This is a genomic window from Streptomyces sp. NPDC006174 (genome assembly GCF_040614075.1).
In the GTDB taxonomy this organism is placed as follows: Bacteria; Actinomycetota; Actinomycetes; order Streptomycetales; family Streptomycetaceae; genus Streptomyces.
The window spans coordinates 74,912-100,946 of record NZ_JBEXTJ010000013.1 but is presented as its reverse complement, the minus strand read 5'-3'; the positions used below and the strand labels follow the sequence as shown (position 1 = coordinate 100,946).

The window sequence follows — 26,035 nt, the reverse complement described above, 5'->3', positions numbered from 1 at the left end:
CGTCCTCGGGCGCTCACCGGTCTGCGTGGACCGCTCAGAACTTGGCGATCGGGTTCTTCAGGTGGCCCACCAACTGCAACGCGCCCGCGGGGTCGTTGAGGTCGACCATCTGCTGGTTGTCGCGCAGCTGGAGGCGGTTGAGGCAGGAGAGCGCGAACTCCGGCTCGAACAGGTCGTACTGCGCGAACTTCTCCGCGAGATACGGCACCGACTCCTGGTAGCCGCGTACGCACTCGGCGACCGTCCGCCAGAAGGTGTCCTCGTCCAGGACTCCTTCGGTGGCCAGGCCCGCGCCGAGGAAGCGGAAGAAGCAGTCGAAGACATCGGTGAAGACCGAGAGCAGCTTCATGTCCTCCGGCACCTCGGCGCGGATCCGGTCGACCTTCGGCGGCAGCACCGCGTCCGGGTCCATGACCGCGATCTCCTCGGCGATGTCCTTGAAGACCGTCCGGGTGACGACGCCGTCCTCCACGACCAGGATCACGTTCTCACCGTGCGGCATGTAGACCAGGTCGTAGGCGTAGAAGCTGTGCAGCACCGGCACCAGATAGGCGTCCAGGTAGTGCCGCAGCCACACCTGCGCGTCGAGCCCGGACTCCTCGATGAGCGCGGCGGCGACCGAGCGGCCCTCGTGGTCGGTGTGGAGCAGCGAGGCCATGGTGGCGACCCGCTCGCCCGGCGCCAGACCGGCTACCGGGCTCTCGCGCCAGAGTGCGGCCAGCATCTTCAGGTACGGCGAGCCCTTGGCGGTGGCCGCCTCGTACGCACGGTGGTGGTAGCCGATCGCGGCCCGCTCCCGGATGATCGAGAACCGGGCGGCGGTCAGCAGGCTGTCGCGTTCGATGAGTCCGGCCAGCCAGTCGTTGATGGCGGGCGTGGCCTCCATGTAGGCGGCGGAGAGGCCGCGCATGAAGCCCATGTTCAGGACGGAGAGCGCCGTTTTGACGTAGTGCTTCTCCGGGTGGTCGGTGTTGAAGAACGTACGGATCGACTGCTGGGCCAGGTAGGCGTCCTCGCCTTCGCCGAGTACCACCAGATGGCGTTCGGCCAGCTCACCGGCGAAGGTCACGGCGAGCTTGTTCCACCACTGCCACGGGTGGACGGGCAGCAGGAAGTACGCCTCCGGGTCCAGATCGAGCGAGCGCAGCGTGGCGGCGAACCGCTCCCGGGCCGCCTCGCTCAGCTCGCCGTCGACCAGCGTGTCGTAGTCCAGTCCGGCGCCCGCCGTGAAGGTGGCCCGGTCGCGGCGCGCGGCCAGCCAGACCAGCCGGATCGGCGAGGCGGCCTCGGGGGCGTACGCGCGGTACTCGTCGACTCCGAAGCCGAGCCGGCCGTTGTTGGCCACGAAGCAGGGGTGGCCCTCGGTCATCCCGGTCTCGATGGCCTGGAAACCGGCGGCGACGAGCTGGCCGGAGGTGGCCGGTTCCTTGGTGAGTTTGTAGGCGGTTCCGGCCAGAGTGGAGGAGACCTCCTCCAGGTAGACCGGCAGGATCTCCTCGGACAGCCCGAGCGCCACCCGCAGCTCGATGATGAACTCCAGTGCGTCGAGCGGTACTTCGGCCCCGTGCCGGTGGCGCGTGATCGACTCGGCCTCGACCTGCCAGTGGTCCAGAGCGAAGATACGTGCGGTGAAACGGTACTCCGTGCCCGCGTCGTCGCTACGGAGGGTGTAGCGGTCCTCGCCGAGCGGTGCGGGGGTCAGCAGCCGTTCATGGCTGAATTCCGCCAGTGCTTTGCGGACCAGCAGTCGGTTTGCGGTGGCCCAGCGGTCCGGCGAGAGGTGGTCGACGCTGTCGGTGAGGGCGGTCGTCATCGGTCGGTTCCTCCGGTTGCTGCTTCGAACCGCTCGCGGGTGCAGGCGCTGAGCAGTGCGTCCTTCTCCGGTTTGGCGATCTCCCGCAGGACCTCGAAGCCGACGGCCTTGTTGAGGGCCTGGACGGCGCTGTTGGTCACATCGGGCTCGACGACGACCCGGCGTACCGACGGATCGGCGAAGAGGAACTCCATCACGGCGGTGATCACGGCCCGGGTGAAGCCGTGGACCGGGGTGTCGGTCGGCGCTACCAGGAAGTGCATCCCGACATCGCCGGGCTCCGCCTCGTACAGCCCTTTCAGCTCGACCTCGGTGGGGTCGTACCGCTCGATCAGGAACGCGGGCTCGCCGTCGTGCAGACCGACGAACGCCTCGTGGTGCGGATGGGCGGCGATCGCCATGTACTCCCGCTCCACGTCCTGGAGTTTCGCCTCGCCCATCAGCCAGAAGGCGGCTTTGGGATGGGTCACCCAGCCGTGCACCAGCTCGGCGTCGGAGGTGGCATCGAGCGGACGGACGGTGAACTCGCCGAGTTCTCCGGCGGTTTCCTTGCTGCGGAGGTGGTTCATATCGCGAACTCCTGGAAGGCGATGGACTTCTCGACCGGGTAGTACTCACGGCCGAGCAGTTCGCCGATGATGTACGCGTTGCGGTAGGCACCCATGCCCAGGTCGGGCGAGGTGATCGAGTGGGTGTGCACGCCGGCGTTCTGCAGGAAGATCCCGCGCCCGGTGGTGTCGATGCTGTAGTTGCGGGCCACGTCGAAGCGGCCCCTGCTGTCGTGGCGCAGCCGGCCGGCGACGGGTTCCAGGAAGGCGGGCGCCTCGTAGCGGTAGCCGGTGGCGAGGATGAGGCCCTCGGTGGTCAGGGTGTAGTCCTTGACCTGCTCCTCCTGGCGCAGCCCCAGGCTGTACGCACCGCCCTCCTCGTCGTAACGCGCGCTGAGAAGAGCCGAGTTGGTGAGCAGCCGGGTCGGGACCGGGCCGGGCAGGTTCTTCTGGTAGAGCAGGTCGAAGATCGCGTCGATCAGCTCGCCGTCGATGCCCTTGAACAGACCCTTCTGCCCGGTCTCCAGCCGGTAGCGGGTCTCCTCGGGCAGCGCGTGGAAGTAGTCGATGTACTCCGGAGAGGTCATCTCCAGCGTGAGCTTGGTGTACTCCAGCGGGAAGAACCGCGGTGAGCGCGTGACCCAGTTGAGCCGGTAGCCGTAGGTGTCGATCTCGGAGAGCAGGTCGTAGTAGATCTCCGCCGCGCTCTGCCCGCTGCCGACCAGAGTGATCGACTTCTTCTTCTGGAGCTCGGCTTTCCCTTCCAGATAACGGGAGTTGTGCAGGAAGTCGCCGCCGAGACCGTGGCACGCCTCAGGGATGTACGGCGGCGTTCCGGTGCCGAGGACCAGATGGCGGGAGCGCAGGACGGTACCGGCGGCGGTGGTGACGGTGTAGAGCTCGTCACTCTCGTCGTACGTCACCGCCTCGACGGTCTCGTCGAACCGGATGCTGCTCAGTTCGGCGGCGGCCCAGCGGCAGTAGTCGTTGTACTCGGTCCGCAGCGGGTAGAAGTTCTCCCGGATGTAGAACGAGTAGAGCCTGCCGCGCTCCTTCAGGTAGTTGAGGAACGAGTACGGCGAGGTCGGGTCGGCCATGGTGACCAGGTCCGACATGAACGGCGTCTGGAGATGGGCTCCTTCGAGGAACATGCCGGAGTGCCACTCGAAGTCCGGCTTGGACTCCAGGAAGACACCGTTCAGTTCGTCGATCGGCTCGGTCAGGCAGGCCAGTCCGAGATTGAAGGGGCCGAGCCCGATCCCGATGAAGTCGTGGGGTTCAGGAAGCGCGGTCAAGGGAGTCTCCCAGGTACTGCTCGGCGTGGCCGGAGATCAGGTCGAGGACCGCGGCGATGTCGTCCACGGTCGTTTCGGGGTTGAGGAGCGTGAACTTCAGGTACTGGCGGTCGCCGACCTTGGTGCCCGCGACGATCGCCTCACCGGAGGCGAACAGCGCCTTGCGGGCGTAGAGGTTGGCGCGGTCGATCTCGTCCGGCGACGTGACACCGGACGGGATGTGGCGGAAGACGAGCGTGGAGAGCTGCGGCTGGACCACCACGTCGAAGCGCGGGTCGGCGGCGAGCAGCTTCCAGCCGTCGGCGGCCAGGTCGCAGACCTCGTCGAAGAGTTCACCGATGCCGTCGGCGCCCATGACGCGCAGCGTCATCCACAACTTGAGCGCGTCGAACCGGCGGGTCGTCTGGAGGGACTTGTCGACCTGGTTCGGTATCCGCTCCTCGGCCATCCGGCGCGGGTTCAGATACTCCGCGTGGTACGTGGCGTGGCACAGGGTCGCGCGGTCGCGGACCAGGATGGCCGACGAACTCACCGGCTGGAAGAAGGACTTGTGGTAATCCACGGTCACCGAGTCGGCGTGCGCGATGCCTTCGAGGAGGCCGCGCCGCGCGCGTGAGGCCAGCAGACCGCAGCCGTACGCGGCGTCCACGTGCATCCAGGTCGCGAACTGATCGCAGAGCGCGGCGATCTCGGGCAGCGGATCGATGGAGCCGAAGTCCGTGGTGCCGGCGGTCGCGACGACGGCCATCGGGACGGCGCCTTCGCCCACGCACTGCTCCAGCGCGTGGGCGAGGGCCACGGCCTGCATGCGCTTGTTGCTGTCGACCGGGATGCAGACGACCGCGTCCGGGCCGAGGCCGAGGAGTTTGGCGGACTTCTGCACGCTGAAGTGGCTGCACTCGGAGGTGAAGATCCGCAGCCGGGTGTAGTGCTCGGGCCGGACCTTCGCCTCCTCGCGCGCCAGCAGCAGGGCCTGGAGGTTGGACTGCGTACCGCCGCTGGTGAAGATGCCGTCGGCGGCCGGTCCGAGGCCGATGCGCTCGGTGGTCCAGTCGATCATCCGGCGTTCGATGAGCGTGCCGCCCGCGCTCTGGTCCCAGGTGTCCAGCGAGGAGTTGATGGCGGAGAGCACGGCCTCGCCGAGGACGGCGGGGATCACGACCGGGCAGTTGAGGTGGCCGAGGTAGCGCGGGTGGTGGAAGTAGACGGCGTCGCGGAGGTAGACCTCGCCGAGCTCGTCGAGGGCGGCGGTGGCGTCGCCCAGCGGCCGGTCGAGGTCGATCGCGTCGACGACGGGGGAGAGCTCGTCGACACCGACCCCGGTGAAGGGGCTCTCGGTGGCGGCGAGTTTGGCCGCGACCCGTTCCACTCCTGCGGTGACGGTACGCCGGTAGTGCTCCGCAGTCGTGTTGTTGAGCAGGTGCGAACGCATGAAGGGGTCCTCCCGGGTGAGGGGAACTTCATCGCGGCCCTCCGGGCAGGAGAGAGAAAAAGGGGGGACGAGGGACGCGATGTCGAAGTGAGGTTAGCCTAACCTAACTCGATCACCGCCTGTCCCTCGCTCCTGCTGGATGCGGAGGGTTGTCCGGATTGGTTCCGGTTCGGCTACTCCACCGCTCCGGCGCGTGCGAGCGTCTCCGCCCGCAGCTGCTCCTCGCTGAGTCCGCGCCGCCAGTAGCCGACGAAGGTGACCCGCTTGCGGTCGAAGCCGCGCTCCTGGACGAGGTGGCGGCGGAGCGCGCGCACCTCGGACGACTCGCCCGCGATCCAGACGTACGGAGTGCCGTCCGGCAGCTCGGCGGCGCGCACCGCCTCCACGGCGGGCGGTGAGCCCTCGCTCCGGACGAGCCAGCTGATCCGGGCCTTGGCCGCGGTGTTGAGGGCCTGCCGGTCCTCGGTCTTCGGCACCTCCAGCCAGGCCCGCGTGGGCATGCCGGCAGGCAGCCACTCCAGCGCCGCGGAGGCGGCGGGCAGGGCCGTCTCGTCGGCCCAGATCAGCACCCAGTCGGTGTCCTCCGGCGGCCGGAAGCGGACGGAGGTGTTGTCCGCGACCGCCGGCCCGAGCACCTTGAGCCGGTCGCCCGACGCCGCCATGAGCGCCCAGCGGGAGGCCGGGCCGCCGTCACCGTGGAGCGCGAAGTCGATGTCCACCTCGGTGGAGCCGTCGGTCTTCACGCGCTGGGCCCGCACGGTGTACGACCGCATCACCGCCCGTACGTCCTCCGGCAGCGCCCGCCACTTCGGGTACCAGGCCCCGTCCTCACCGTCCGGTACCACGGCCTCGCTCTGTCCCGGGTGCGGCAGGAAGAGGGACAGGCTCTGGTCGCGCCCGCCGGCCCGGAATCCGTCGGCTCCGGGCCCGCCGAGCGTGATCCGGAGCATGGAGGGGCCGAGCCGCCTGACCCGCAGGACGGTCAGGTCGAAGAAGCGGAACGGGGCGACACGGGGCACGGCGGCGGTCGTCGTCAACGAGGGCTCCTCCGGAACGGGCAGGAGCGGTGGGCGGACGGGCCCGGCTCCGGCGAGGGCAGTCCGAAGGAAGGTTAGCCTAACCTTGCTAGGCGGTCGCGGTGTCCTAGGGCCGCGCCGGAGGCGGGCAGGCCCGGGACGACCGCCAGCCCCGACCCCGTACCGCTCCGACTCCGGCAGGTCCGGCTTGACCCGCTGGAGGACCGGCGAACCCTCCGCCCTCCGGCGGCTCTACACCCCGAAGTCCACTCGGCAGGCGTCCAGCCCCTCCACGGTGACGTCGACGCTCCGGTGCTTCTCCCACCCGGCCCGGTCCAGCCGCAGCCGCCGCAAGGGGGCGGCCTCGCCGCGGATCACCTGGATCTGGAGGCCGTCGGGCTCGTACCCGAGCTTGCGCGAGACACCGAGCGAGCCCGCGTTGTCCGTCCAGGCCTCGGAGACGGCGTACCGCGCGCCGAGGCCCGCGAAGGCCAGGTGGAGAGCGGCGGCCCGCATCTCCGTGCCGATGCCCAGCCGCTGGTGCGGCAGGCCGAGCCATGACCCGGTGACCACCTCACGCCGTACGCCGAACTCCTTGCCCATCACGTCCTGCCGCCCCACGGCCTGGCCTTCGTGGAGGACCACCAGGGACAGGTGCCACTCCTCCGGCGTCCACCCGGCGATCGTGCCCAGCACGTGCTGGTAGGTGGCCCGGCCGACCTCGTCGGGCGTGCCGTCGGTCCACGGTACGAGGAACGGCATCCGGTCCGCGGCGTGCACTCCGCCGGTGGCGACCGTGGCCAGCTGGTCGAGGAGCGCCTCGTCGGGCAGCCGCAGTTCGAGGCGGGGCGTACGGATCCGGAGCCCGCGGAGGGGCCAGTAACGGTGGCTCATGCAGGGACTTTGCCGGACGGAAGACCGGCCTGTCGAACGGGATTCGCGGAGGCGGCGGTCCCGCCGCCGGCCCGCCGTCGCAGCCCGAAGGCGCTGACGGCGGTGGCGATCACAGCGGCGGCCAGCGGGACGACGAGCGCCGCCCGGTAGCCGTTGAGCAGAGCGGACGCCGAAGTCCCTTCCGTGGCCGCGATGTTGACGGCGGCGACGGCGGAAAGGCCGAGCGCGGCGCCGAACTGGAAGGAGGTGTGGAGCAGCCCGCCCGCGACGCCCTGCTCCTCCTCGGCGATGCCGTCGGTGGCCGTGATCGTCAGCGGGCCGTACGCCAGCGAGAACGACACACCGATCAGGACCAGGCTCGGCAGCATCGCGAGATACGTCCGGTCGGCGCCGAGCGGCAGGAACAGCGCGTACGCGAGGGAGGCGAGGAGCAGCCCGCCGACGATGACGCGCGCGTTGCCGAACCGGGCCACCAGCTTCGGTGTCAGCAGCGGCGAGAGCACCGCGTCCACGCCGATGACGATCAGCGCGAAGCTGGTCTGGAGGGACGACCAGCCGCGCAGCTCCCGGAGGTAGAGCACGGCGATGAACTGGAAGCCGAAGAAGCCCGCGGCGAAGAGCAGCCCGGACACATTGGCGCGGACCAGCGATCCGTTACGGAAGAGGCCCAGGCGTACCAGCGGCGAGGCCGAGCGGCGCTCGATGAGGACGAACGCCAGGAAGAGGAGGAGCGCGGTACCGATCGTGCCGGTCGTCCAGGCGGCCGAGACATGCGTGGCCCGCTCGACGCCGAAGACGAGCAGCAGGATGCCGCCGGTGACGGTGACCGCTCCGGCCGGGTCCACGCCCTGTCCGGTCCGGTCCGTCCGCGGCGAGCGGGGGACGAGCCGCAGTGCGGCGGACAGGATGGCGGCGGAGAGGATGACCGGCGCGAAGAACACCCAGCGCCAGTCGACGGCCGCGAGCAGACCGCCGACGACCAGGCCGACGGAGAAGCCGCCGGCGGCGGTGCCGGAGTAGACGAGCAGCGCCTTGTTGCGCTGCGGTCCTTCCGGGAAGCCGGTGGTGATGATCGACAGGCCGGCCGGGGTCATGAAGGCGGCGGAGACACCCGTCACGAACCGGGCGAGGATCAGCATCCAGCCTTCGGTGGCCAGTCCGCCGAGACCGGAGAAGAGCAGGAAGACCACGAGCCAGCCGATGAACATCCGCCGCCGTCCGAACAGGTCGGCCGCCCGGCCGCCCAGCAGCATGAAGCCGCCGTAGCCGAGGACGTACGCACTCATCACCCACTGGAGCGTGCCGGTGGAGAGCCCCAGGTCGGCGCGGATCGCGGGCAGGGCCACGTTCAGCATGGCCACGTCGATGCCTTCGAGGAAGATCGCACCGCAGAGCACGAGGAGCACGCCCCAAGCGCGCCTGTTCCTGGAGAGAGCTGGCAGTGGTGCGGACACGGGAGTCCTCCTCGGACAGGAATATGGGCATGGCGAACCGCCGCAACAGCGGTCGCAGGTAGGGAAGGTGAGGAAAGGCGGGTTACGGGAGCGCCTGTCGGTTCCCTCTTGTAACCACTCGAAGCATGCGGCAGGCTGATGAACCATGGAAGAAGGCACTTCGAAGTCACCGAGTAACCGCAGCCATACCGGAGTTGAGCAGCAACTCGAAGGAGCCGTCCGGGGACTCGGCGGAGGTGAGCAGGACTTCGACATCAGCAACTGGGACGTCCGCGAGGGCTGCGAGGTCCGGCAGATCCTCGACCGGGTCGCGGACAAGTGGTCGCTGCTCGCCATAGCGCACCTGGAGCGCCGGACGCTGCGCTTCTCCGAGCTGCGCCGGCTGATCGACGGCATCAGCCAGCGCATGCTGACGGTGACCCTGCGCCAGCTCGAACGCGACGGCCTGGTGCGGCGTACGGTCTATCCGGTCGTCCCGCCGCGTGTGGAGTACGAGCTCACGCCGATGGGCGCGACCCTGCACACGACGATCCGAACCCTGGTCGACTGGACCGAGGGCCACCAGCAGGAGATCGCCGAGGCGCGCGCCGACTACGACAGTCGTCACGCGGCGGAGGCTCCTGACGCCTGAGGGGGCCGGGGGGGCTGAGGTCGGCTTCGCGTGAGGGCGCCGGTGCTGAGGGAGTGCTCCGCCCGCTCGGAGAACCGCTCATTCGCTCACGCAGGAGGGCGGAGGTAATAAACAGGCCAGTTCTTCTGGGTGGGTGATTGAACCTGGTATCACCTTGAACACCTGAGTTGCGGGATTAATGAATATCGGTGTCGGCATCCCATTTGTGCGCAATGGGCGTCAGCTGTGGACGGGTCGTCCGGCAGGCGCATCGCGTGCGTTCCTCGCGTAACCCGTGGTAACTCTTTTGTGAGGACATGATAAATCTGCCAGGATTCGCAGGTTTTATGAGGCGTACGCTACATATCTCGAAAATGGGCCTGTCCGGGCATTGACCGGTAAGCAATTGTCCAATTCGTAGAAAATGGCCATAGGCGATGAAGAGGTCCCGGTCGGCTCCTCGGTCCGCGCGTCGTGCGGGGGCCGCGGGCCGGAATCCGACCTTGCGTCCGGAGTCGTTGCCGTTGACCATTCAACCGAGCCACTTGACAGGTTCACGTCCAGTCATCGCCGGACGGGAACCTCGCGCCCCGACTGCCCCACCCCACCCGACGGGGGCTGTCCATCCCCCCATACCCGCGGAGGATCTCGTGACCTTCAAGCGCTTCACTCTGCCGACCGGCACCACCAGACGAGCCCGGCTCGTAGCTGTGGCGTCCGGTCTGGTGACCGCCGTCGCACTGGCGACACCCTCGGCCGTCGCCGCCCCGGAACCCCAGGTCAAGGCGACAGCCTCGCAGCTCGCCGACGCCAGCTCCGCCGTGCTCGGCGCCGATGTGGCCGGCACCGCCTGGTACACCGAGGCAAGCACCGGCAGGATCGTCGTGACCATCGACAGCACCGTGTCGAAGGCCGAACTGGCCGAGGTCAAGGGCGCGCTGGCGAACTCCAAGGCCGAACTGACCATCAAGCGCACCACCGGCAAGTTCACCCCGCTGATCGCCGGCGGTGAGGCCATCACCACGAGCGGCAGCCGCTGTTCGCTCGGCTTCAACGTGTCGGTCGGCGGCGTGGCCCACGCGCTGACCGCCGGTCACTGCACCAACATCGGCGCCAACTGGTCCATCGGTACGCGTACCGGCACCAGCTTCCCGAACAACGACTACGGCATCATCCGCCACTCCAACCCGGCTGCGGCCGACGGCCGGGTCTACCTGTACAACGGCTCCTACCAGGACATCACCACGGCGGGCAACGCGTCCGTGGGTCAGTCCGTCCGCCGCAGCGGCAGCACCACCGGGCTGCGCAGCGGTACGGTCACCGGCCTCAACGCCACCGTGAACTACGGTTCCAGCGGAATCGTGTACGGCATGATCCAGACCAACGTCTGCGCCGAGCCCGGCGACAGCGGCGGCTCGCTCTTCGCCGGCAGCACCGCTCTGGGCCTCACCTCGGGCGGCAGCGGCAACTGCCGTACCGGCGGAACGACGTTCTACCAGCCCGTCACCGAGGCCCTGAGCGCGTACGGCGCAACGGTCCTCTAGCACCTCTAGCACCTCTAGCACCTCTTGCCGGATCTCCGGGGGCGACGGCCGGCCGAGCTCCCGAAGATCCGGCGCAGTGGCACACCCGGCGGACCGCGTTGATCGCGCGGTCCGCCGTCGTGATGGGGCCTCTCCGTCACCCAGCACGGCGAGCCGGTCTCCGCAGCGGGCGCCGCCTCCAGGGACAAGGGCTGTTGCCCAGCTCTTCCCCTGGGCGGCCCGCTGCGGGAAAACTGTGCCGAGCACTGTGGTGCCTGCGCCCGGAGGGGATTTGGACAACGTTGTCGGCGACCTGGTGCTCAGCTCGCCGATGTTCGACCGGATCGTGATCGACAGCGCGGACAGCGACCGCCGGATCACGATCAAGGCGGAGGGCGCGGCCTCGGACCGGCCGTACGTGACCGGGCTGAGGGTCAACGGCCGCGCCACGTCGAAGTCGTGGCTGGACGAGGACTTCGCGCGGGCCGGCGGAGTGCTGACGTACAGGATGGGCGCGGCCCCGGCGACCTGGGGTACGGGTGCTGCCGACGTGCCGCCGTCGTACACGGAGGGCTCCGACGCCCGCAACGACATCGGCTCGACGCCGGACGGCCAGGGCAGGTTGGGCTCGCTCGACCTCAGCGACAACTCCCTCTCCCGCGAGAAGCTGGCGGCGGCGGGCGCGACACCGGGCGCGAAGCTGCCGCTCGGCGGCACGGGCGTGACGTTCACCTGGCCGAAGGCGAAGCAGGGCCGGCCGGACAACTGGATCCCGCACGGCCGGCGCGTCAACCTCGCCGGCGGGAACGGCAAGGGCGTCAAGGCGACGGGCATCTCCTTCCTCGGCCTGGCGACGAACGGCCCGTCGCAGGGCCTGGCGAGCGTGGAGTACGAGGACGGATCGACGCAGAACGTGGCGGTGCAGTTCACCGACTGGACGCCGGGCACCAACTACCTTTACGGCAACGTTCCGTTGGTGACCACGGGTGGCCGCAACAAGGTGAACGGCACGTCGGACACGACGCGCACGGTGGTCTTCGTCATAGTCCTAGGACTGAGAGACTGGGGTTCGGATGGCGAAGAACAGTGGCGGGCGGCAATATCTCTCTCGAATCATGAGGGAGCTGGGTAGCGGCGGAGTCCTCATCGTCCCGAATGCCGACCCTTGCCAGGGTGGCATCGACGCCGACCTCGTCCCCGGCGCCGCGCTCCGGTGGCCGCCCTGCGAGTGTGGGCATTCGCTGTGCCCCGACCTGGTGCCGCCGGAGGGTGGCCGGTGACCACCTGCTGACGCGACCGCCCCGGCTGCCGTTGAGCGATCCACGGCAGCCGGGGCGGACGTACGAGCTGCGGTCGGCTCAGCCCGGCAGCCCCAACTCCCGTGCGATCAGCATCCGCTGGACCTCGCTCGTCCCCTCGCCGATCTCCAGGATCTTCGAGTCGCGCCACATCCGCGCCACCGGGTACTCGTTCATGAAGCCGTAGCCGCCGTGGATCTGCGTCGCGTCCCGGGCGTTGTCCACCGCCACCGTCGAGGAGTACAGCTTCGCGATCGCCGCCTGCTTCTTGAACGGCTCGCCCGCCACCAGCCGCGAGGCCGCGTCGCGCCAGCCGATGCGGGACATGTGGGCGCGCATCTCCATGTCGGCGATCTTGAACTGGATGGCCTGGTTGGCGCCGATCGGCTTGCCGAAGGCGTGGCGTTCGGCCGCGTACTTCACCGACTCGTCCACGCAGCCCTGCGCCAGACCCGTCGCTAGAGCGGAGATGGCGACGCGGCCCTCGTCCAGGATGCGCAGGAACTGGGCGTAGCCGCGGCCCTCTTCGCCGAGGAGGTTCGCCGCCGGGACGCGGACGTCGGTGAAGGACAGTTCGCGGGTGTCCGAGGCGTTCCAGCCGACCTTGGAGTACGGGGCCGCGACCGTGAAGCCCGGTGTGCCGGAGGGCACGATGATCGCGGAGATCCTCGGGCGGCCGTCCTCCTTGCGGCCCGTCACCGCCGTGACCGTGACCAACTCCGTGATGTCCGTACCGGAGTTGGTGATGAAGCACTTCGAGCCGTTGATGACCCACTCGTCTCTCGCCTCGTCCAGCACCGCCGTCGTCCGCGTGCCGCCCGCGTCCGAACCGCCGTCCGGCTCGGTCAGACCGAACGCGCCCAGCGCCTCGCCCGCGCACAGCTTCGGCAGCCACTGGCGCTTCTGCTCCTCCGTGCCGAACAGGTGCAGCGGCATCGCGCCCAGCGAGACCCCGGCCTCCAGCGTGATCGCCACCGACGAGTCGACCCGGGCAAGCTCCTCCAGCGCGATCCCGAGCGCCAGGTAGTCGCCGCCCATCCCGCCGTACTCCTCCGGGAACGGCAGCCCGAACAGGCCCATCCGGCCCATCTCGCGCACGATCTCGTACGGGAATTCATGGCGCTCGTAGAAGTCGCCGATCTTCGGCGCGACCACGTCGTGCGCGAACTCCTCGACCGTGCGGCGCAGTTCCTCGTGTTCGGCGGTCAGCCGGTGGTCCAGGGGCATGGGGTCACTCACTCCTTGTGGGAGGCGGAAGAGGAAAGGGAAGAGGTCAGGGCGCGGACCGTGCGGGATGGGCTCGGCCGGCCCAGGTGTGTGGCCAACCAGGCGCTGGTGGCGGCCAGTTCGGTCAGGTCGACGCCGGTCTCGATGCCCAGGCCGTCGAGCATCCACACCAGGTCCTCGGTGGCCAGGTTGCCCGTGGCGCTCTTCGCGTACGGGCAGCCGCCCAGGCCGCCCGCCGACGCGTCCACCGTCGCCACGCCGTGCTGGAGCGCCGCCAGAGTGTTGGAGAGCGCCTGGCCGTACGTGTCGTGGAAGTGCACGCCGATCGCGGACGTCGGGACGGCCGAATCGTTCAGCGCGGTGAGCAACGCCGATACGTGGCCCGGCGTCGCCACTCCGATCGTGTCGCCCAGCGACAGCTCGTCGCAGCCCAGGTCCATCAGCGCCTTCGCGACCCTGACCACCTGCGCCACCTCCACCGCGCCTTCCCACGGGTCGCCGAAACACATCGACAGGTACCCGCGCACGTGGACCTTCTCCGCCTTCGCGCGGGCCACCACCGGCTCGAACATCGCCAGCGACTCGTCCACCGTCCGGTTCAGGTTGCGCGCGGCGAACGTCTCCGTCGCCGAGCCGAACACCGCGATCGACCGCGCCCCGAGTGCCAGTGCCCGGTCCAGGCCGCGCTCGTTCGGTACGAGGACCGGGAGGGATACGTCACCCACGTCCGCGATCTCGCCCAGGAGCGGGAACAGCTGTTCCGCGTCCGCCAGTTGAGGCACCCACTTCGGGTGCACGAAGCTCGTCGCCTCGATGGTCGTCAGGCCCGCCACGGCCATGCGGCGGATGAACTCCGCCTTCACCTCCGTCGGGACCGTCTCCTTCTCGTTCTGGAGACCGTCCCGCGCGCCGACCTCGTGGATACGGACCCGGGCCGGCAGACCGGGCGCCGAGACCTTCATGGGCAGGGGACGCGTGGTCATGAGTCCTCCCGAGGGGCCACGACCGCCAGGATCTGGTCCATCGCGACCGTCGAACCCGCCGTGACGTCCAACTCGGTGACCGTCCCGGCGTGCGGTGCGGAGATCACGTGCTCCATCTTCATCGCCTCCACCACGAGCAGGCTCTGACCTGCCTCGACCTCGTCCCCGACGGTCACCTTCACCACCGTGACCGTGCCAGGCATCGGCGCCGCCAGCGTGTCCGCACCGCTCCGGCCCGCGCCGCTCAGGGACGCCTCCACCGGGTCGTGGTCCTGGACGTGCCAGGTGTCGCCGTCCCGGCCGAGCCAGTCGCCGGAGCGGTGGAAGTGACCTACGGTGCCGTCCAGTTCGAGCGTGACCCGGTCGGCCGTGACCGTTGCGGAAGCCGGAGCGCTCCGCGTAACGGGTTCAACTCCCGCTACTCGCAGCGGGAAGAGCAACGGCGCCCGCACACCTCCCGTACGCCACCCACTCGGCACCGAGAACGGGTCCGTCCAGCCCTCCGCGTCCGGCCGTGGCTCCAGCGCCTGCCGGCGGACCGCCGCCGCAGCCGCGTACACCTCGTCCGGAACGCCGTCCGGCACCAGGCTCTCCGCCTCGCGCTCCACCAAGCCCGTGTCCAGGTTGCCGGAGACCACGTCCGGATGGGCCAACAGGCGGCGCAGGAAGCCCGCGTTGGTCGGGACGCCCAGGATCACCGTGTCCGCGAGGGCCGCCCGCAGCTTGCGGATCGCGGTCGCGCGGTCGGGGCCGTACGCGATCACCTTCGACAGCATCGGGTCGTACAGGCTGCCCACCGGCACACCCTCGCTGAGCCCCGAGTCCGTCCGCACCCCGTCGCCCTGCGGCTCGCGCAGCGCCAGCACCGTACCGCCGGACGGCAGGAAGCCACGGGACGGGTCCTCGGCGCAGACGCGGGCCTCGATCGCCCAGCCGGTCAGAGTGATGTCCTGCTGTGCGTACGGGAGTTGCTCGCCCGACGCCACCCGCAGCTGCCACTCCACCAGGTCCAGGCCGGTGATCAGCTCGGTGACCGGGTGCTCGACCTGGAGGCGGGTGTTCATCTCCATGAAGTAGTACGAGGCCGGGTCGTTGCCCGGGACGATGAACTCCACCGTTCCCGCGCCGACATAGCCGCAACTGCGCGCCGCCTGCACGGCCGCCTCGCCCATCGCCGCCCGGGTCTCCTCGTCCAGCAGGACGCTCGGCGCCTCCTCGATGATCTTCTGGTGGCGGCGCTGGAGCGAGCACTCGCGCTCGCCGAGGTGGATCACGTTGCCGTGGGCGTCGGCCAGCACCTGGATCTCGATGTGGCGCGGGCGGTCGATCCACCGCTCGACGAGCAGCGTGTCGTCGCCGAACGAGGCCCGCGCCTCGCGCCGCGCCGCCGCGATCTCCTCCGCCAGCACCGCCGCGTCCCGGACCAGGCGCATGCCCTTGCCGCCGCCGCCGGCGGAAGGCTTCAGCAGGACCGGCGTACCGATCTCCCTGGCCGCCGACTCCAGTTGGGCGTCGGTCAAGCCGCTGCCGGACGAGCCCGGGACCACCGGGACACCGGCCGCCGCGACCGTCTCCTTGGCCCGGATCTTGTCGCCCATGAGCGAGATCGCGGAGGCCGGCGGGCCGATGAAGACCAGGCCCGCTTCCGTACAGGCGGCGGCGAACTCCGCGTTCTCCGCGAGGAAGCCGTAGCCGGGGTGGACGGCCTGTGCGCCCGAGCGGCGGGCCGCGTCGAGCAGCGCCGGAACCGACAGGTAGCTCTCGGACGCCGGCGGTGGGCCGATCCGTACCGCCGTGTCCGCCTCCCGTACGTGCCGGGCGTCCGCGTCCGCGTCGCTGAAGACCGCGACCGAGCGCACGCCCAGCTCGCGCAGGGTCCGGATCACCCGGACGGCGATCTCGCCGCGGTTGGCGACCAGCACGGTGTCGAACATCGTCGTCATCTGTTCCTCACATCCGGAAGACGCCGAAGCCGGGACCGGCCGGGTCCTTCTGCGGCAGCGGGGCGTTGGCGCAGGCCGTGAGGGCGAGGCCCAGCACCTGGCGGGTGTCCACGGGGTCGATCACGCCGTCGTCCCAGAGGCGTGCGGTGGCGTAGTACGCGTTGCCCTGGCTCTCGTACTGCGCGCGGATCGGCGCCTTGAACGTTTCCTCGTCCTCGGCGCTCCACTCGTCGCCGAGCTGGTCGCGCTTGACGGTGGCCAGCACGGAGGCCGCCTGCTCGCCGCCCATGACCGAGATCTTGGCGTTGGGCCACATCCACAGGAAGCGCGGCGAGTACGCCCGGCCGCACATCGAGTAGTTGCCCGCTCCGTACGAACCGCCGACGACGACCGTCAGCTTCGGCACGCGCGTGGTGGCGACCGCGGTGACCATCTTGGCGCCGTGCTTGGCGATGCCGCCGTGCTCGTAGTCCTTGCCGACCATGAAGCCGGAGATGTTCTGGAGGAAGACGAGCGGGATGCCGCGCTGGTCGCACAGCTCGATGAAGTGCGCGCCCTTCTGGGCCGACTCGGCGAAGAGGATGCCGTTGTTCGCGACGATGCCGACCGGGTGGCCGTGGATGCGGGCGAAGCCGGTGATCAGCGTCGTACCGTACTCCGCCTTGAACTCCTGGAACCGTGAGCCGTCCACCACGCGCGCGATGACCTCGCGTACGTCGTACGGCGTCCGGGAATCGACCGGCACCGCGCCGTACAGACCCGCCTGGTCGACCTTCGGCTCCTCGGCCGGCTCGACCGACCACGGGAGCGGCGCGCGGTCCGGGAGGGTCGCGACGATGTTGCGGACGATGCGCAGAGCGTGCGCGTCGTCCTCCGCGAGGTGGTCGGTGACGCCGGAGATCCGGGAGTGGACCTCGCCGCCGCCGAGCTCCTCCGCCGTGACGACCTCACCGGTCGCGGCCTTCACCAGCGGCGGTCCGCCGAGGAAGATCGTGCCCTGGTTGCGCACGATCACGGCCTCGTCGCTCATCGCCGGAACGTACGCGCCGCCCGCCGTGCAGGAGCCCAGCACCGCCGCGATCTGCGGAATCCCGGCCGCCGACATGCGGGCCTGGTTGTAGAAGATCCGGCCGAAGTGGTCGCGGTCCGGGAACACCTCGTCCTGCATCGGCAGGAACGCGCCGCCCGAGTCGACCAGGTAGAGGCAGGGAAGCCGGTTCTCCAGGGCCACCTCCTGCGCGCGCAGGTGCTTCTTCACGGTCATCGGGTAGTACGTGCCGCCCTTGACGGTCGCGTCGTTGGCGACGATCACGCACTCACGGCCCGAGACCCGGCCGATCCCGGCGATGACACCGGCCGCCGGGGCCTGGTCCCCGTACATCCCGTTCGCCGCCAGCGGGGCCAGCTCCAGGAACGGCGAGCCCGGGTCGAGCAGTGCGTCCACCCGGTCGCGCGGGAGCAGCTTGCCGCGAGCCTCGTGGCGGGCCCGCGCCTTCTCACCTCCGCCCAGCCGTGCCGTGGCGAGCCGAGCCGCCAGCTCGTCGGCGAGCGCGTGATGCGCCGCCTCGTTGGCCTGCCAGGCCTCCGAGGCGGGATCGGCCGCGCTCGCCAGGACCGGTGCCTGCTGCATCGTGTCGAGCCCCCTTGCCCGTACCGCGATCATGTCCATGGTGTCCGTGGTGCTGTTAATGACCGTTAACGCGTTTCCCTCAGGTTAACGACCGCTAACGACCCTGTCTAGAATGAATCCTCATGAGCACCCATGCCGCCGCCCGCGTCGCGGCTCCCACCCGCCGCGAGCAGATCCTGCGGGAGGCCGCGCGCCTCTTCGCCGAGCGCGGCTTCCACGGTGTCGGCGTCGACGAGATAGGCGCGGCGGTCGGCATCAGCGGCCCCGGCCTCTACCGCCACTTCCCCGGCAAGGACGCGATGCTCGCCGAACTGCTGGTCGGCATCAGCGAACGCCTCCTCGAAGGCGGCCGCCTGCGGGTGTCGGAGGACGCGGCCCGCGGCGACGGCTCCCCGGAGGCGCTCCTGGACGCGCTCATCGCGGGCCACATCGACTTCGCCCTCGACGACCGCCCCCTCATCACCCTCCACGACCGCGAGCTGGACCGGCTGCGCGACACGGACCGCAAGCGGGTGCGGCGGCTCCAGCGGGAGTACGTGGAGGTCTGGGTCGGCGTCGTGCGCGCGCTCTATCCCGGCCTGCCCGAGAACGAGGCCCGCGTCACCGTGCACGCCGTATTCGGCCTGCTGAACTCCACCCCGCACCTGGCCCGCCCGGAGGCCCGACCCGGCCGCGAGGCCACCGCCGCGCTGCTGCACCGGCTGGCGCGCGGAGCGTTCGCGGCGGCCGCGCATCCTGCCTGAGCAGGAGCCGACGCCGTGGACCCGTCTGGGCAAGGAGTCGGTGGCCGTAGACCTGTCTGAGCCGGAACCGGCGGTCGGTGGACCCCGCCTGAGCAGGAGTTTCAGTCGTTGGGCAACCCTGGGCCGGTTCTTCACGTCTGTCCGATCAGGACGAAGAGAGTGACGAGAGCGAAGAGAGCACGGGGGAGTCCGACCATGGCCGTCTCGCTGGGCGAAGAGATCATGCTGCTGTCGCTGGACGACACGACCGGCGCGGCGAAAGGGGAGTCGGCGGCGCGCTGGGGCGTGGCGGCGGGCATGCTCCTGGAGCTGGTCATGGCGGGCCGCGTCACGGTGAAGAACGGCCGCGTCGAGGTCTTCGACCCGTCGCCGACCGGTGACGCGCTCCTGGACGGCCGGCTCGACCGGCTGGCGCGCTGGGTCCACGGGGCCTCCAGCAGCCGCAAGGTGGCCGACTGGCTGACCCGGGACCACGCCAGGGGCTCGCAGGACGTCGTGGACAGCCTCTGCGCCCGCGGCCTGGTCACCGAGGAGCGGCACCGGGCTCTCGGCGTCTTTCCGGTACGCCGCTACCCGGAGGCCGACGGCTCCGTCGAACGCGAGCTGCGCGCCCGGCTGGCCTCGGTGGTGCTGCACGGGGCCGAGCCGGACGTCCGTACGAGCGCGCTGGTCGCTCTGGTCCACGCCACCGGAATGCACCCGCAGGCCTTTCCCGGCCTGTCGAAGAAGCAGCTGGCCCCGCGCGTGGAGCAGATCGCCGAAGGCCACTGGGTGGGCGTGAGCGTCCGGGAGGCGATCCGCAACCTCCAGGCCGCGATCTCCGCGGTGACCGTGGTGACGGTGCTCTCCGTGGTGTCTTAGAGCTGTTCTCGATCCCCGAATCCCCAGGTCACGCGCGGTGAGTCCGGAATGGGAGCTTTGCGTACTCGTTCGTGGAACGGTCACCGTGACCGTTCCACGAACGGAAGCGCCGCCGACACCAGCGCCTACGAGACTCCAGGCGGGCGGCCTCGGAGGGACAGTGTCCTGGTGCGTCGGCCTGGTGGCGCTACTTCACGTCGACGTAGTCGCCCGTGGAGGAGACGGCCGCAGTGTTCGACTTGCCGGCGAAGCTGTAGCGCCAGGTTCCGTCGGCCGTGGCCTTGACGGTGGTCTTCAGGGTGCCGGTCGAGCTGGTCTTGACCGTCCTGAGGGTCGTGTAGCTCTTGGCGCCCTTCTTCTTGAACTGGAGCTGCACGGACTGGTTGATGTAGCCCTTGTACGTGCCGGTGTCCCAGTTCGCGCGGGTGAGCTTCCCGGTAACCGTGATGATCTTGCCCTTCTTCACCGGCTCCGGTGAGGCGTTCACCGTCAGCTGCGAGAAGCTTTGGACGCCAACCCTGGAGACCGCGTAGGCCTCGAACTCGTCGCCCTCCTCGGTCACGGCGTAAGCGCCGACGCGCCAGGTGGTGGCGTCGGAGTTGATCATCTCCGTCGGGTCAAGGGTGATGGTGCCCTTGCAGGTCGTGGTGGTCGCGCTGACGGCCTTGCAGGAAATCGACGTCGCATTGGGGCCGAAGGCGAAGCTGTACTCGTCATCGATGGACTTGCCGGTCCAGATGAACGCGGCAACGCCGCCGACGCCGGTGTCGGCGGTGGCCGTGGCGGAGAAGGAGACCGTCTTCTTGACCTTGGTGCCGATCACGATCGGCTTCCCCGCGTTGACGACCGCCGAGGTGATCCTCGGGGCGGCCTTCGCGGTCGCGCCGAACGCCTGCTTCGACGTATCCCCGGCCTTGGGCTGGACGGCCTGGAAACCGGGCTGCAGGGTCCAGGAACGCCCCTCATCGGCCTGCGCGGCCGGTACAGCGAGAGCGGAAAGAACGATGGCACCGGAAACGGCGGCCACGGTGGCACGAATTCGCATGTGTCCCCAACGAAAGGAGGCCCCGGGGCAGAGCCCCACGGGACCCGAATGATCCAGGAGCCGACTGGCTCACTAGAACAGACACACGAATGCGGCCGACGGTTGTACGCACAGGCTGGTCAGGTCAGAACCTGTTCCTGAGTCAGGCCGATCCGTAGCGCCATCAGAAGACGTCACGCGGTGACGCCTCCAGAACGCGACCGTCGCCGCCATGCCCGCGTCCGGTTCACGGCTTGAGAACAGTTTCTCAGCCGCTTCCGCGCCTGCTGTACGGAAGCGGCCGCCGCTGTCCTGACCGGTCCGCCTCGGCTTGAGGCTGTTTCTCCCAGGCTCTCGTCAGGTGGGTCTGTGCCCAGGTGGCGAACGTGGTCACCGGAATGCCGAGCTGCGTGGCGAGTTCCGGTCGGGCGGGCTGGAGGATGGCGTTGCTCCAGACGTGCCCGGCGCCCCAGGCCGGCATGCCTGCCGCGAGGGCCTCGTCGAGCGTCATCGTCGGCGCCTCCACCGGGACGCCCCACGCGGCGGACAGCGTCCGGGCCACCTCCGTCATAGTGAGCAGCTCTCCGGCCAGCTCCACCTCCACCTCGTGGAAGCGGTCGGGATCCAGGGCCTCAGCCCGAGCCCGCCGGCCTGACCGGGTCCGTGCCGGCCGCCGTCAGCAGCCGCTCCAGCCTCGGAGTCAGCACGACGGCTGCCGTGTTGGTCAGGTGCGCGTCGTCCCGGTAGAGCACGATCCGCTCCCGTACCGCCGGGCAGGTCGGGCCGTCGCCCGGGCAGAGGACCTGGTTCACGCCGATGGACCGTACGCCCGGCACCGCTCCCGTCGCGATCCTCCGCGCCAGCCGATCGGCCGGCACCGCCTCCGCCCGGCTGAACGCGCAGGCGGCCGCACCGTCCGGAGCGCCGGAGACGCAGGCCGGGATGTCTGTCCCGGGTACGGGAGTGGCCTCGATGTACACGATCGGCGCGCCGGCCGCCCGCAGCGGCTTGAGCGTCTTCTCCCAGGCGGCCGCGAGGAGTTCGTCGTCCTCCGTGTACCGGTTGAGCGAGGCGATCACGATGAGCCGGGGCTTCGGGCCCGTACGGAGACGCTCCAGGACATCCGTACGCCAGACGTCGCACTCCCGGTAGGCGCGGCCCAGTTGCGGGCTTTCCACCGCCAACTTCGGCAGCGGACAACCCTGCTTGACCAACTCCTGCAGCGCCCAGCCGCGTTGTGCGGCGATCGCCAGCATCGGCGAGAACCACTGGCCCGCGTGCGAGTCGCCGAGCAACACGATCCGGTCCGGACTCTCCACCGCGCCGAACAGGCACTCCGGGCTGCGCGTCACCTCCGGAGCGACCTGGCAGCCCTGGTCCGGCGGGAAGTCCTTGCGGGCCTGGGCCGGGTTGGGTACCACCGGGCCGTCCGTCGCGGAGGCCCCGGAAGCTCCGAGCAGCGACGGTCCGGAAGCCGCACCCGGCGGCAGGCCCTTGACGTCGACCGGCGTGGTGGGACCCATCAGGTGCAGCGTCGCCGTGCCTACCACCAAGGCGAGCGCGACCGGCAGCACGATGGCGGAGACGCCCACCGCCAGGCCCCGGCGCGGTAGTTCGGAGACCGTACGGCTGCGGCGCAGCGGCCGCTCGACCCAGCGCATCGTGGCGAGCGCGGGCAGCGCGGCGGCCAAGGTCAGTGCGGTCCTCGCCGGCCAGCCGAGCGTGCCGAGCCGGGCCTCCGCGAGGACGAGCACCGGCCAGTGCCACAGGTACAGGGTGTACGAGAGCCGTCCGAGGGCCCGTGGCGCCCGCCCTGCGAGCAGCCGGCCGATCCCATAAGGACCTTGTACGTTCCGCTCACCACGTCCCGGTATCGCCGCGAGGATCACGGCGGCGGTGGCCAGCGTCGGCACGAGCGCCGCGAGACCCGGGTACGGCGTCGAGGCGTCGTACGCCACCACGCACCAGCCGATCGCCACCGCTCCGCTCCAGCCGCACAGCAGCCGCAACGGACGCGGCCCGCGCAGCAGATGCCACGGCAGCAGCGCGAGCAGCGCGCCCACGCCGAACTGCCAGACGCGCGAAGGCGTTCCGAGGTACGCGAGCGAGACCGCGCGGTCCGTCCAGTGCAGCGACAGCGCGAACGAGCCGACGACCAGCGCTCCGGTGACCAGCACCACGACGGACCGCACGGCCCGTCCGCGCCGCACCGCACGGGCGACGGACAGTACGACCACCGCGAGGAGCGGAGCCCAGAACAGGTAGAACTGCTCCTCCACGGCGAGCGACCAGAAGTGCAGCAGCGGACTCTGCTCGGGTCCGGCGGCGAGATAGTCCGTCTGCTGCGAGATGAACCGCCAGTTGGCGAGCGAGAGCGCCGAGGCGAGGACGTCGTACTCCAGGTCGGTGCGGCGCAGCGGTACGGTCAGCCAGGCCCCGGCCACCGCGACCGCCGCGAGCACCACGGCGGCCGACGGCAGCAGGCGGCGGGCCCGGCGCGAGAAGAAGTCGCCGAGCCGGATGCGGCCGGTGGTGATGGCCTCGCGGACCAGGAGGCCGGTGATCAGGTAGCCGGAGATGACGAAGAAGACGTCCACGCCGATGAACCCGCCTGCCAGGCCCGGGATTTCGGCGTGGAAGGCGAGGACCGCGAGGACGGCGACCGCCCGCAGACCTTCGATGTCGGGCCGGAACGTGGACCGGTGCGGGCTGGGCCCGGACTCGCCGCCGGAGCGCCGGGCGGGCGGCACGGTCGATGGGGGAGTGGAGCGCTTCCGGCGCGGGCCGGGAGCGAGGAGGAAGTCCATGTCAGCAAAGGCCTTTCGGCTCAGCTCGACCAGGGGAGCATCGGGTTGACCCACCCCGAGGCGAGCAGACCGGTGAGCAGGAGGACGGCGGAGGCGGCGAGCGTCTCGGGCCAGCGGCGCGGCAGCACACCGGCGGGAGAGCGGAGCCCGGCCAGGAAGGTTCTGGCTCCTGTGCGGCCCGGCTTCGGGACGACCTCCGCACCCGGCCGCAGCTCCGCCATCAGGTCACAAGATCGCGGCAACGGACGGATTGAGACACCGGATTGGCGTGGTTCGATTGGTCCAGACCTCTGAGTGCTCCCATTCGAGCGGCCGTCCTGTCCGGACGCGGAAGAGGCAGGTCACGCGCGGATGAACAGTCCCGGAAGAGTTGCCGGGCCACCGGCCGCACTGTCCGTCGTACGGGACACCGGGAACGCGCAGGTCCGCCCGAGGTCCGCCGTGCGGGCCACCGGGCACGCGCCAGGTCCGCCCGACGCCCGCCGGACGGGACACCGAGCCCGCGCCAGGCCCGTCCGCCGTACGGGACACCAGGCACGCCCCGCACCCCGGGCGGCACAATGGGTGCATGCCGATACCCAGCCGCGCCGCTCTCGTCGATCACCTCGTCCGTTCGCGTATCGCGGGGGACGTGGCCACGCCTCGCGACAACAACCTCTCCCACTACCGCAAGCTCGCCAACGGTGACCGCCACTACTGGCTGGGCCTGGAGCTCGGCGACCGCTGGACCGACGAGCAGGACGTGCTCGCGGTGATGGCTGAGCGCTGCGGAGTGAACGACGATCCCGCGCACCGGATCGGCCAGGACACCATCGATCCCGAGCTGACGGTCGACGGCCTGGAGCGGATGGCGGCCCGTCTGCGCAAGGCCGCGGACGGCCGTGAGCGGGTCCTCTTCGCCACCGGCCACCCCGGCGGCCTGCTGGACGTGCACCGGCAGACGGCGGACGCGCTGCGCCGGGCGGGCTGCGAGATCGTCCGCATCCCGTCGGGGCTGATGGCGGACGAGGGCATGGTCTTCCAGTTCGCCGATGTCGCGATGCTGGAGCGCGGCGCCACGCTCTGGCACACCCACTCCCCGGCCCCGATGGCGGCCATCCTGGACGCCATGGCGCACCTCGGCCGCCCGCTGCCCGACCTCGTCGTCGCGGACCACGGCTGGGCGGGATGCGCGGGCCAGCGCGGGCTGGACGCGATCGGCTACGCGGACTGCAACGACCCGGCCCTCTTCCTCGGCGAGGCGGAGGGCACCCTCCAGGTCACCGTGCCGCTGGACGACCACGTCACCGACCCGCGCTTCTACGACCCGATGACGGAGTACCTGCTGCACGCGGCGGGCCTGCTGGAGGACGAGCCCGAGCCCGCACAGGAGCCGGCGGCGTAGAGGTTCCGGCGGCCCCGATGAGTTTCCGGCCGGGCGGGCGTCTTCCCTGAAAGACAACGGCCGCCTCTCCGGGAGGCGGCCGACGTGGACGAAGGGCTTGAGCCATGAAGTTCCGTACGACGATGTTCCTGAGCGGCAACAACACGGGCATCGAGGTGCCGGAGGACGTGGTCGAGGCGCTCGGCGCCGGCAAGCGCCCGCCGGTGAACGTGACCGTGAACGGTTACGCGTACCGCTCGACCGTCGCGCCCATGGGCGGCCGCTACCTCATCCCGTTCAGCTCCGACAAGCGCAAGGAGACCGGGATCGCGGGCGGCGACGCCATCGAGGTGGAGCTGACGCTCGACACCGCGCCGCGCACGGTCGAGCCGCCCGAGGACCTGGCGGCGGCGCTCGCCGCGGCTCCCGGCGCGGCCGAGGCGTTCGCGGCCCTCTCGCCCAGCCGCCAGAAGGCGCACGTCACGTCGGTCGAGGGTGCGAAGACGGACGCCACGCGGGAGCGGCGGATCGCGAAGGCGGTGGCGGAGCTGACGCCGTAAGGCCTCAAGGAGCGGCGCGCCGCTCCCGTTGCCCGCGTCCCGGCGTCGGGTCCAGATACACCCGCCGCACCGACGGGAACCGCTCCCGCAACTGCGCCTCCGCCTCCTCGCAGGCCCACTCGACCTCCTCGGCCGTCGCCATGTCCCGGAAGTCCACCTTCGCGGCGATCATGATCTCCGACGGGCCCTGGATGAGCGTGGTCAGCTCCAGTACGTCGACGATGTGCGGTACGGACTTCAGCTCATCGCGCACGCCCGCCCGCACCGCCGGAGGCAGCGGCCGCCCGATGAGCAGCTGCGCGTTGGACCGGCCGAGCACCCAGGCCACGTACACGAGGAGCAGGCCGATCAGGCAGGACGCGATCCCGTCCCAGACCCCGGACCCCGTCAGCTGCCCGCCGAGCAGCCCGCCCGCCGCCAGCAGCAGCCCGATCAGCGCCGCCGAGTCCTCCATGACGACGGCCTTCACGGCGGTGTCGGGCGTGTGGCGCAGGTAGTACGTGTCCGGCACCCGCAGCCGCGACGCCTCGCGCCGCACCTGTTTGACGCCGGTGCGCAGCGAGTAGCCCTCCAGCAGGAAGGCGACGCCGAGGACGATGTACGAGACGAGCGGATTGCCCAGCTCCTCGCCGGCGACCAGCGTGTGCACACCGTCGTAGAGGGAGAAGACGGCACCGCCGACGAAGGTGGCGATGGAGGCGAGCATGGCCCAGATGTACCGCTCGGGGCCGTAACCGAGCGGGTGGTCCTCGTCGGCCGGCTTCTCGCTCCGCTTGAGCGCGGTGAGGAGCATGACCTCGGTGACGGTGTCCGCGACCGAGTGGGCCGCCTCGGAGAGCATCGCGCTCGACCCGCTGATCAGGCCGGCGACGGCCTTCGCCACGGCGATGCCGAGGTTGGCGAGGGCCGCCACGATCACGGTGAAGGTGGACTCCCCGCCGTCGGCTTCCCCGTCATCGGCTTCGCTCTTGACTTTCGCGTCACTCATGGTGGGGAGTATGTCCGAGATGA

Annotated in this window: 21 protein-coding genes and 2 pseudogenes; 7 read left to right on the top strand and 16 right to left on the bottom strand. The window is 70.2% G+C overall.

What is annotated here, in order from left to right; genetic code table 11:
* Positions 1-34: 34 nt before the first annotated feature.
* From ABZ267_RS26790 to ABZ267_RS26760, 7 genes are all read right to left on the bottom strand, one after another.
* On the bottom strand, positions 35-1,813 hold the full coding sequence (locus ABZ267_RS26790) for an IucA/IucC family siderophore biosynthesis protein (protein ID WP_356751386.1): 1,779 nt from the start codon (positions 1,811-1,813) through the stop codon (positions 35-37).
* Positions 1,810-2,382, bottom strand: a complete 573-nt coding sequence (locus tag ABZ267_RS26785; RefSeq protein WP_356751384.1) for a GNAT family N-acetyltransferase — start codon at positions 2,380-2,382, stop codon at positions 1,810-1,812. Before ABZ267_RS26785 ends, ABZ267_RS26790 begins: the two co-directional genes overlap by 4 nt.
* Positions 2,379-3,656: a lysine N(6)-hydroxylase/L-ornithine N(5)-oxygenase family protein gene (locus ABZ267_RS26780; protein WP_356751382.1), complete on the bottom strand. Its 1,278-nt coding sequence runs from the start codon at positions 3,654-3,656 to the stop codon at positions 2,379-2,381. The genes ABZ267_RS26785 and ABZ267_RS26780 overlap by 4 nt, the downstream gene beginning before the upstream one ends.
* Positions 3,640-5,088 carry an aspartate aminotransferase family protein gene (locus tag ABZ267_RS26775; protein ID WP_356751380.1) on the bottom strand — a complete coding sequence of 483 codons (1,449 nt, stop codon included), beginning with the start codon at positions 5,086-5,088 and terminating at the stop codon, positions 3,640-3,642. Before ABZ267_RS26775 ends, ABZ267_RS26780 begins: the two co-directional genes overlap by 17 nt.
* Positions 5,089-5,261: 173 nt before the next feature.
* Complete coding sequence (locus ABZ267_RS26770; RefSeq protein ID WP_356751378.1) at positions 5,262-6,125, bottom strand: siderophore-interacting protein; 864 nt, start codon at positions 6,123-6,125, stop codon at positions 5,262-5,264.
* Between the two features lie 231 nt (positions 6,126-6,356).
* Positions 6,357-6,998: a GNAT family protein gene (locus ABZ267_RS26765; protein ID WP_356751376.1), complete on the bottom strand. Its 642-nt coding sequence runs from the start codon at positions 6,996-6,998 to the stop codon at positions 6,357-6,359.
* Complete coding sequence (locus ABZ267_RS26760) at positions 6,995-8,452, bottom strand: MFS transporter (protein ID WP_356751374.1); 1,458 nt, start codon at positions 8,450-8,452, stop codon at positions 6,995-6,997. The genes ABZ267_RS26765 and ABZ267_RS26760 overlap by 4 nt, the downstream gene beginning before the upstream one ends.
* 145 nt (positions 8,453-8,597) lie before the next feature.
* On the opposite strand from ABZ267_RS26760, the gene ABZ267_RS26755 reads away from it, so the two are divergent.
* The 3 genes and pseudogenes from ABZ267_RS26755 to ABZ267_RS26745 all read left to right on the top strand — a co-directional run.
* Positions 8,598-9,083 carry a helix-turn-helix domain-containing protein gene (locus ABZ267_RS26755; protein ID WP_356751372.1) on the top strand — a complete coding sequence of 162 codons (486 nt, stop codon included), beginning with the start codon at positions 8,598-8,600 and terminating at the stop codon, positions 9,081-9,083.
* A gap of 629 nt (positions 9,084-9,712) precedes the next feature.
* Positions 9,713-10,606: a S1 family peptidase gene (locus tag ABZ267_RS26750; RefSeq protein ID WP_356751370.1), complete on the top strand. Its 894-nt coding sequence runs from the start codon at positions 9,713-9,715 to the stop codon at positions 10,604-10,606.
* 289 nt (positions 10,607-10,895) lie between these two features.
* Positions 10,896-11,624: pseudogene (locus tag ABZ267_RS26745) on the top strand (glycoside hydrolase domain-containing protein); the annotation flags it as partial.
* A 319-nt stretch (positions 11,625-11,943) separates the two neighbouring features.
* Here ABZ267_RS26745 and ABZ267_RS26740 read toward each other — a convergent pair.
* Genes ABZ267_RS26740 through ABZ267_RS26725 form a run of 4 tightly spaced genes read right to left on the bottom strand, consistent with a single transcriptional unit; the run spans position 11,944 to position 17,666 of the window.
* On the bottom strand, positions 11,944-13,110 hold the full coding sequence (locus ABZ267_RS26740; protein WP_356751368.1) for an acyl-CoA dehydrogenase family protein: 1,167 nt from the start codon (positions 13,108-13,110) through the stop codon (positions 11,944-11,946).
* An 8-nt stretch (positions 13,111-13,118) separates the two neighbouring features.
* Positions 13,119-14,093, bottom strand: coding sequence for a hydroxymethylglutaryl-CoA lyase (locus ABZ267_RS26735; RefSeq protein ID WP_356751366.1), 975 nt, complete (start codon positions 14,091-14,093; stop codon positions 13,119-13,121).
* Positions 14,090-16,036: an acetyl/propionyl/methylcrotonyl-CoA carboxylase subunit alpha gene (locus tag ABZ267_RS26730; RefSeq protein WP_356751364.1), complete on the bottom strand. Its 1,947-nt coding sequence runs from the start codon at positions 16,034-16,036 to the stop codon at positions 14,090-14,092. The genes ABZ267_RS26735 and ABZ267_RS26730 overlap by 4 nt, the downstream gene beginning before the upstream one ends.
* A gap of 7 nt (positions 16,037-16,043) precedes the next feature.
* Entirely contained in the window at positions 16,044-17,666 is a 1,623-nt protein-coding gene (locus ABZ267_RS26725; RefSeq protein WP_356751538.1) for a carboxyl transferase domain-containing protein, read from the bottom strand.
* Between the two features lie 122 nt (positions 17,667-17,788).
* On the opposite strand from ABZ267_RS26725, the gene ABZ267_RS26720 reads away from it, so the two are divergent.
* Both ABZ267_RS26720 and ABZ267_RS26715 read left to right on the top strand, forming a co-directional pair.
* Positions 17,789-18,409 carry a TetR/AcrR family transcriptional regulator gene (locus ABZ267_RS26720; protein WP_356751362.1) on the top strand — a complete coding sequence of 207 codons (621 nt, stop codon included), beginning with the start codon at positions 17,789-17,791 and terminating at the stop codon, positions 18,407-18,409.
* Positions 18,410-18,604: 195 nt separating this feature from the next.
* Positions 18,605-19,270, top strand: coding sequence for a GPP34 family phosphoprotein (locus ABZ267_RS26715; protein ID WP_356751360.1), 666 nt, complete (start codon positions 18,605-18,607; stop codon positions 19,268-19,270).
* A gap of 187 nt (positions 19,271-19,457) precedes the next feature.
* On the opposite strand, the gene ABZ267_RS26710 is transcribed toward ABZ267_RS26715, so the two are convergent.
* The 4 genes and pseudogenes from ABZ267_RS26710 to ABZ267_RS26695 form a co-directional block, all read right to left on the bottom strand.
* A complete protein-coding gene (locus ABZ267_RS26710) occupies positions 19,458-20,315 on the bottom strand; it encodes a DUF5707 domain-containing protein (protein WP_356751536.1) in 858 nt (285 codons plus the stop codon).
* A 334-nt stretch (positions 20,316-20,649) separates the two neighbouring features.
* Positions 20,650-20,919 (bottom strand): annotated as a pseudogene (locus ABZ267_RS26705) (NmrA/HSCARG family protein); the annotation flags it as partial.
* 7 nt (positions 20,920-20,926) lie between these two features.
* Positions 20,927-23,101, bottom strand: coding sequence for an acyltransferase family protein (locus ABZ267_RS26700; RefSeq protein WP_356751358.1), 2,175 nt, complete (start codon positions 23,099-23,101; stop codon positions 20,927-20,929).
* A gap of 20 nt (positions 23,102-23,121) precedes the next feature.
* Positions 23,122-23,322 carry a hypothetical protein gene (locus ABZ267_RS26695; RefSeq protein ID WP_356751555.1) on the bottom strand — a complete coding sequence of 67 codons (201 nt, stop codon included), beginning with the start codon at positions 23,320-23,322 and terminating at the stop codon, positions 23,122-23,124.
* A gap of 347 nt (positions 23,323-23,669) precedes the next feature.
* On the opposite strand from ABZ267_RS26695, the gene ABZ267_RS26690 reads away from it, so the two are divergent.
* Together ABZ267_RS26690 and ABZ267_RS26685 are read left to right on the top strand one after the other, a co-directional pair.
* The gene (locus ABZ267_RS26690) at positions 23,670-24,485 is read left to right on the top strand and encodes a phosphatase (RefSeq protein WP_356751356.1); all 816 of its coding nucleotides are present in this window, start codon (positions 23,670-23,672) and stop codon (positions 24,483-24,485) included.
* Positions 24,486-24,589: 104 nt separating this feature from the next.
* On the top strand, positions 24,590-25,024 hold the full coding sequence (locus ABZ267_RS26685; RefSeq protein WP_356751354.1) for a YdeI/OmpD-associated family protein: 435 nt from the start codon (positions 24,590-24,592) through the stop codon (positions 25,022-25,024).
* A gap of 4 nt (positions 25,025-25,028) precedes the next feature.
* Here the strand turns inward: ABZ267_RS26685 and ABZ267_RS26680 are convergent, their stop codons facing one another.
* Entirely contained in the window at positions 25,029-26,012 is a 984-nt protein-coding gene (locus ABZ267_RS26680) for a cation diffusion facilitator family transporter (protein ID WP_356751352.1), read from the bottom strand.
* Between the last annotated feature and the right edge of the window lie 23 nt (positions 26,013-26,035).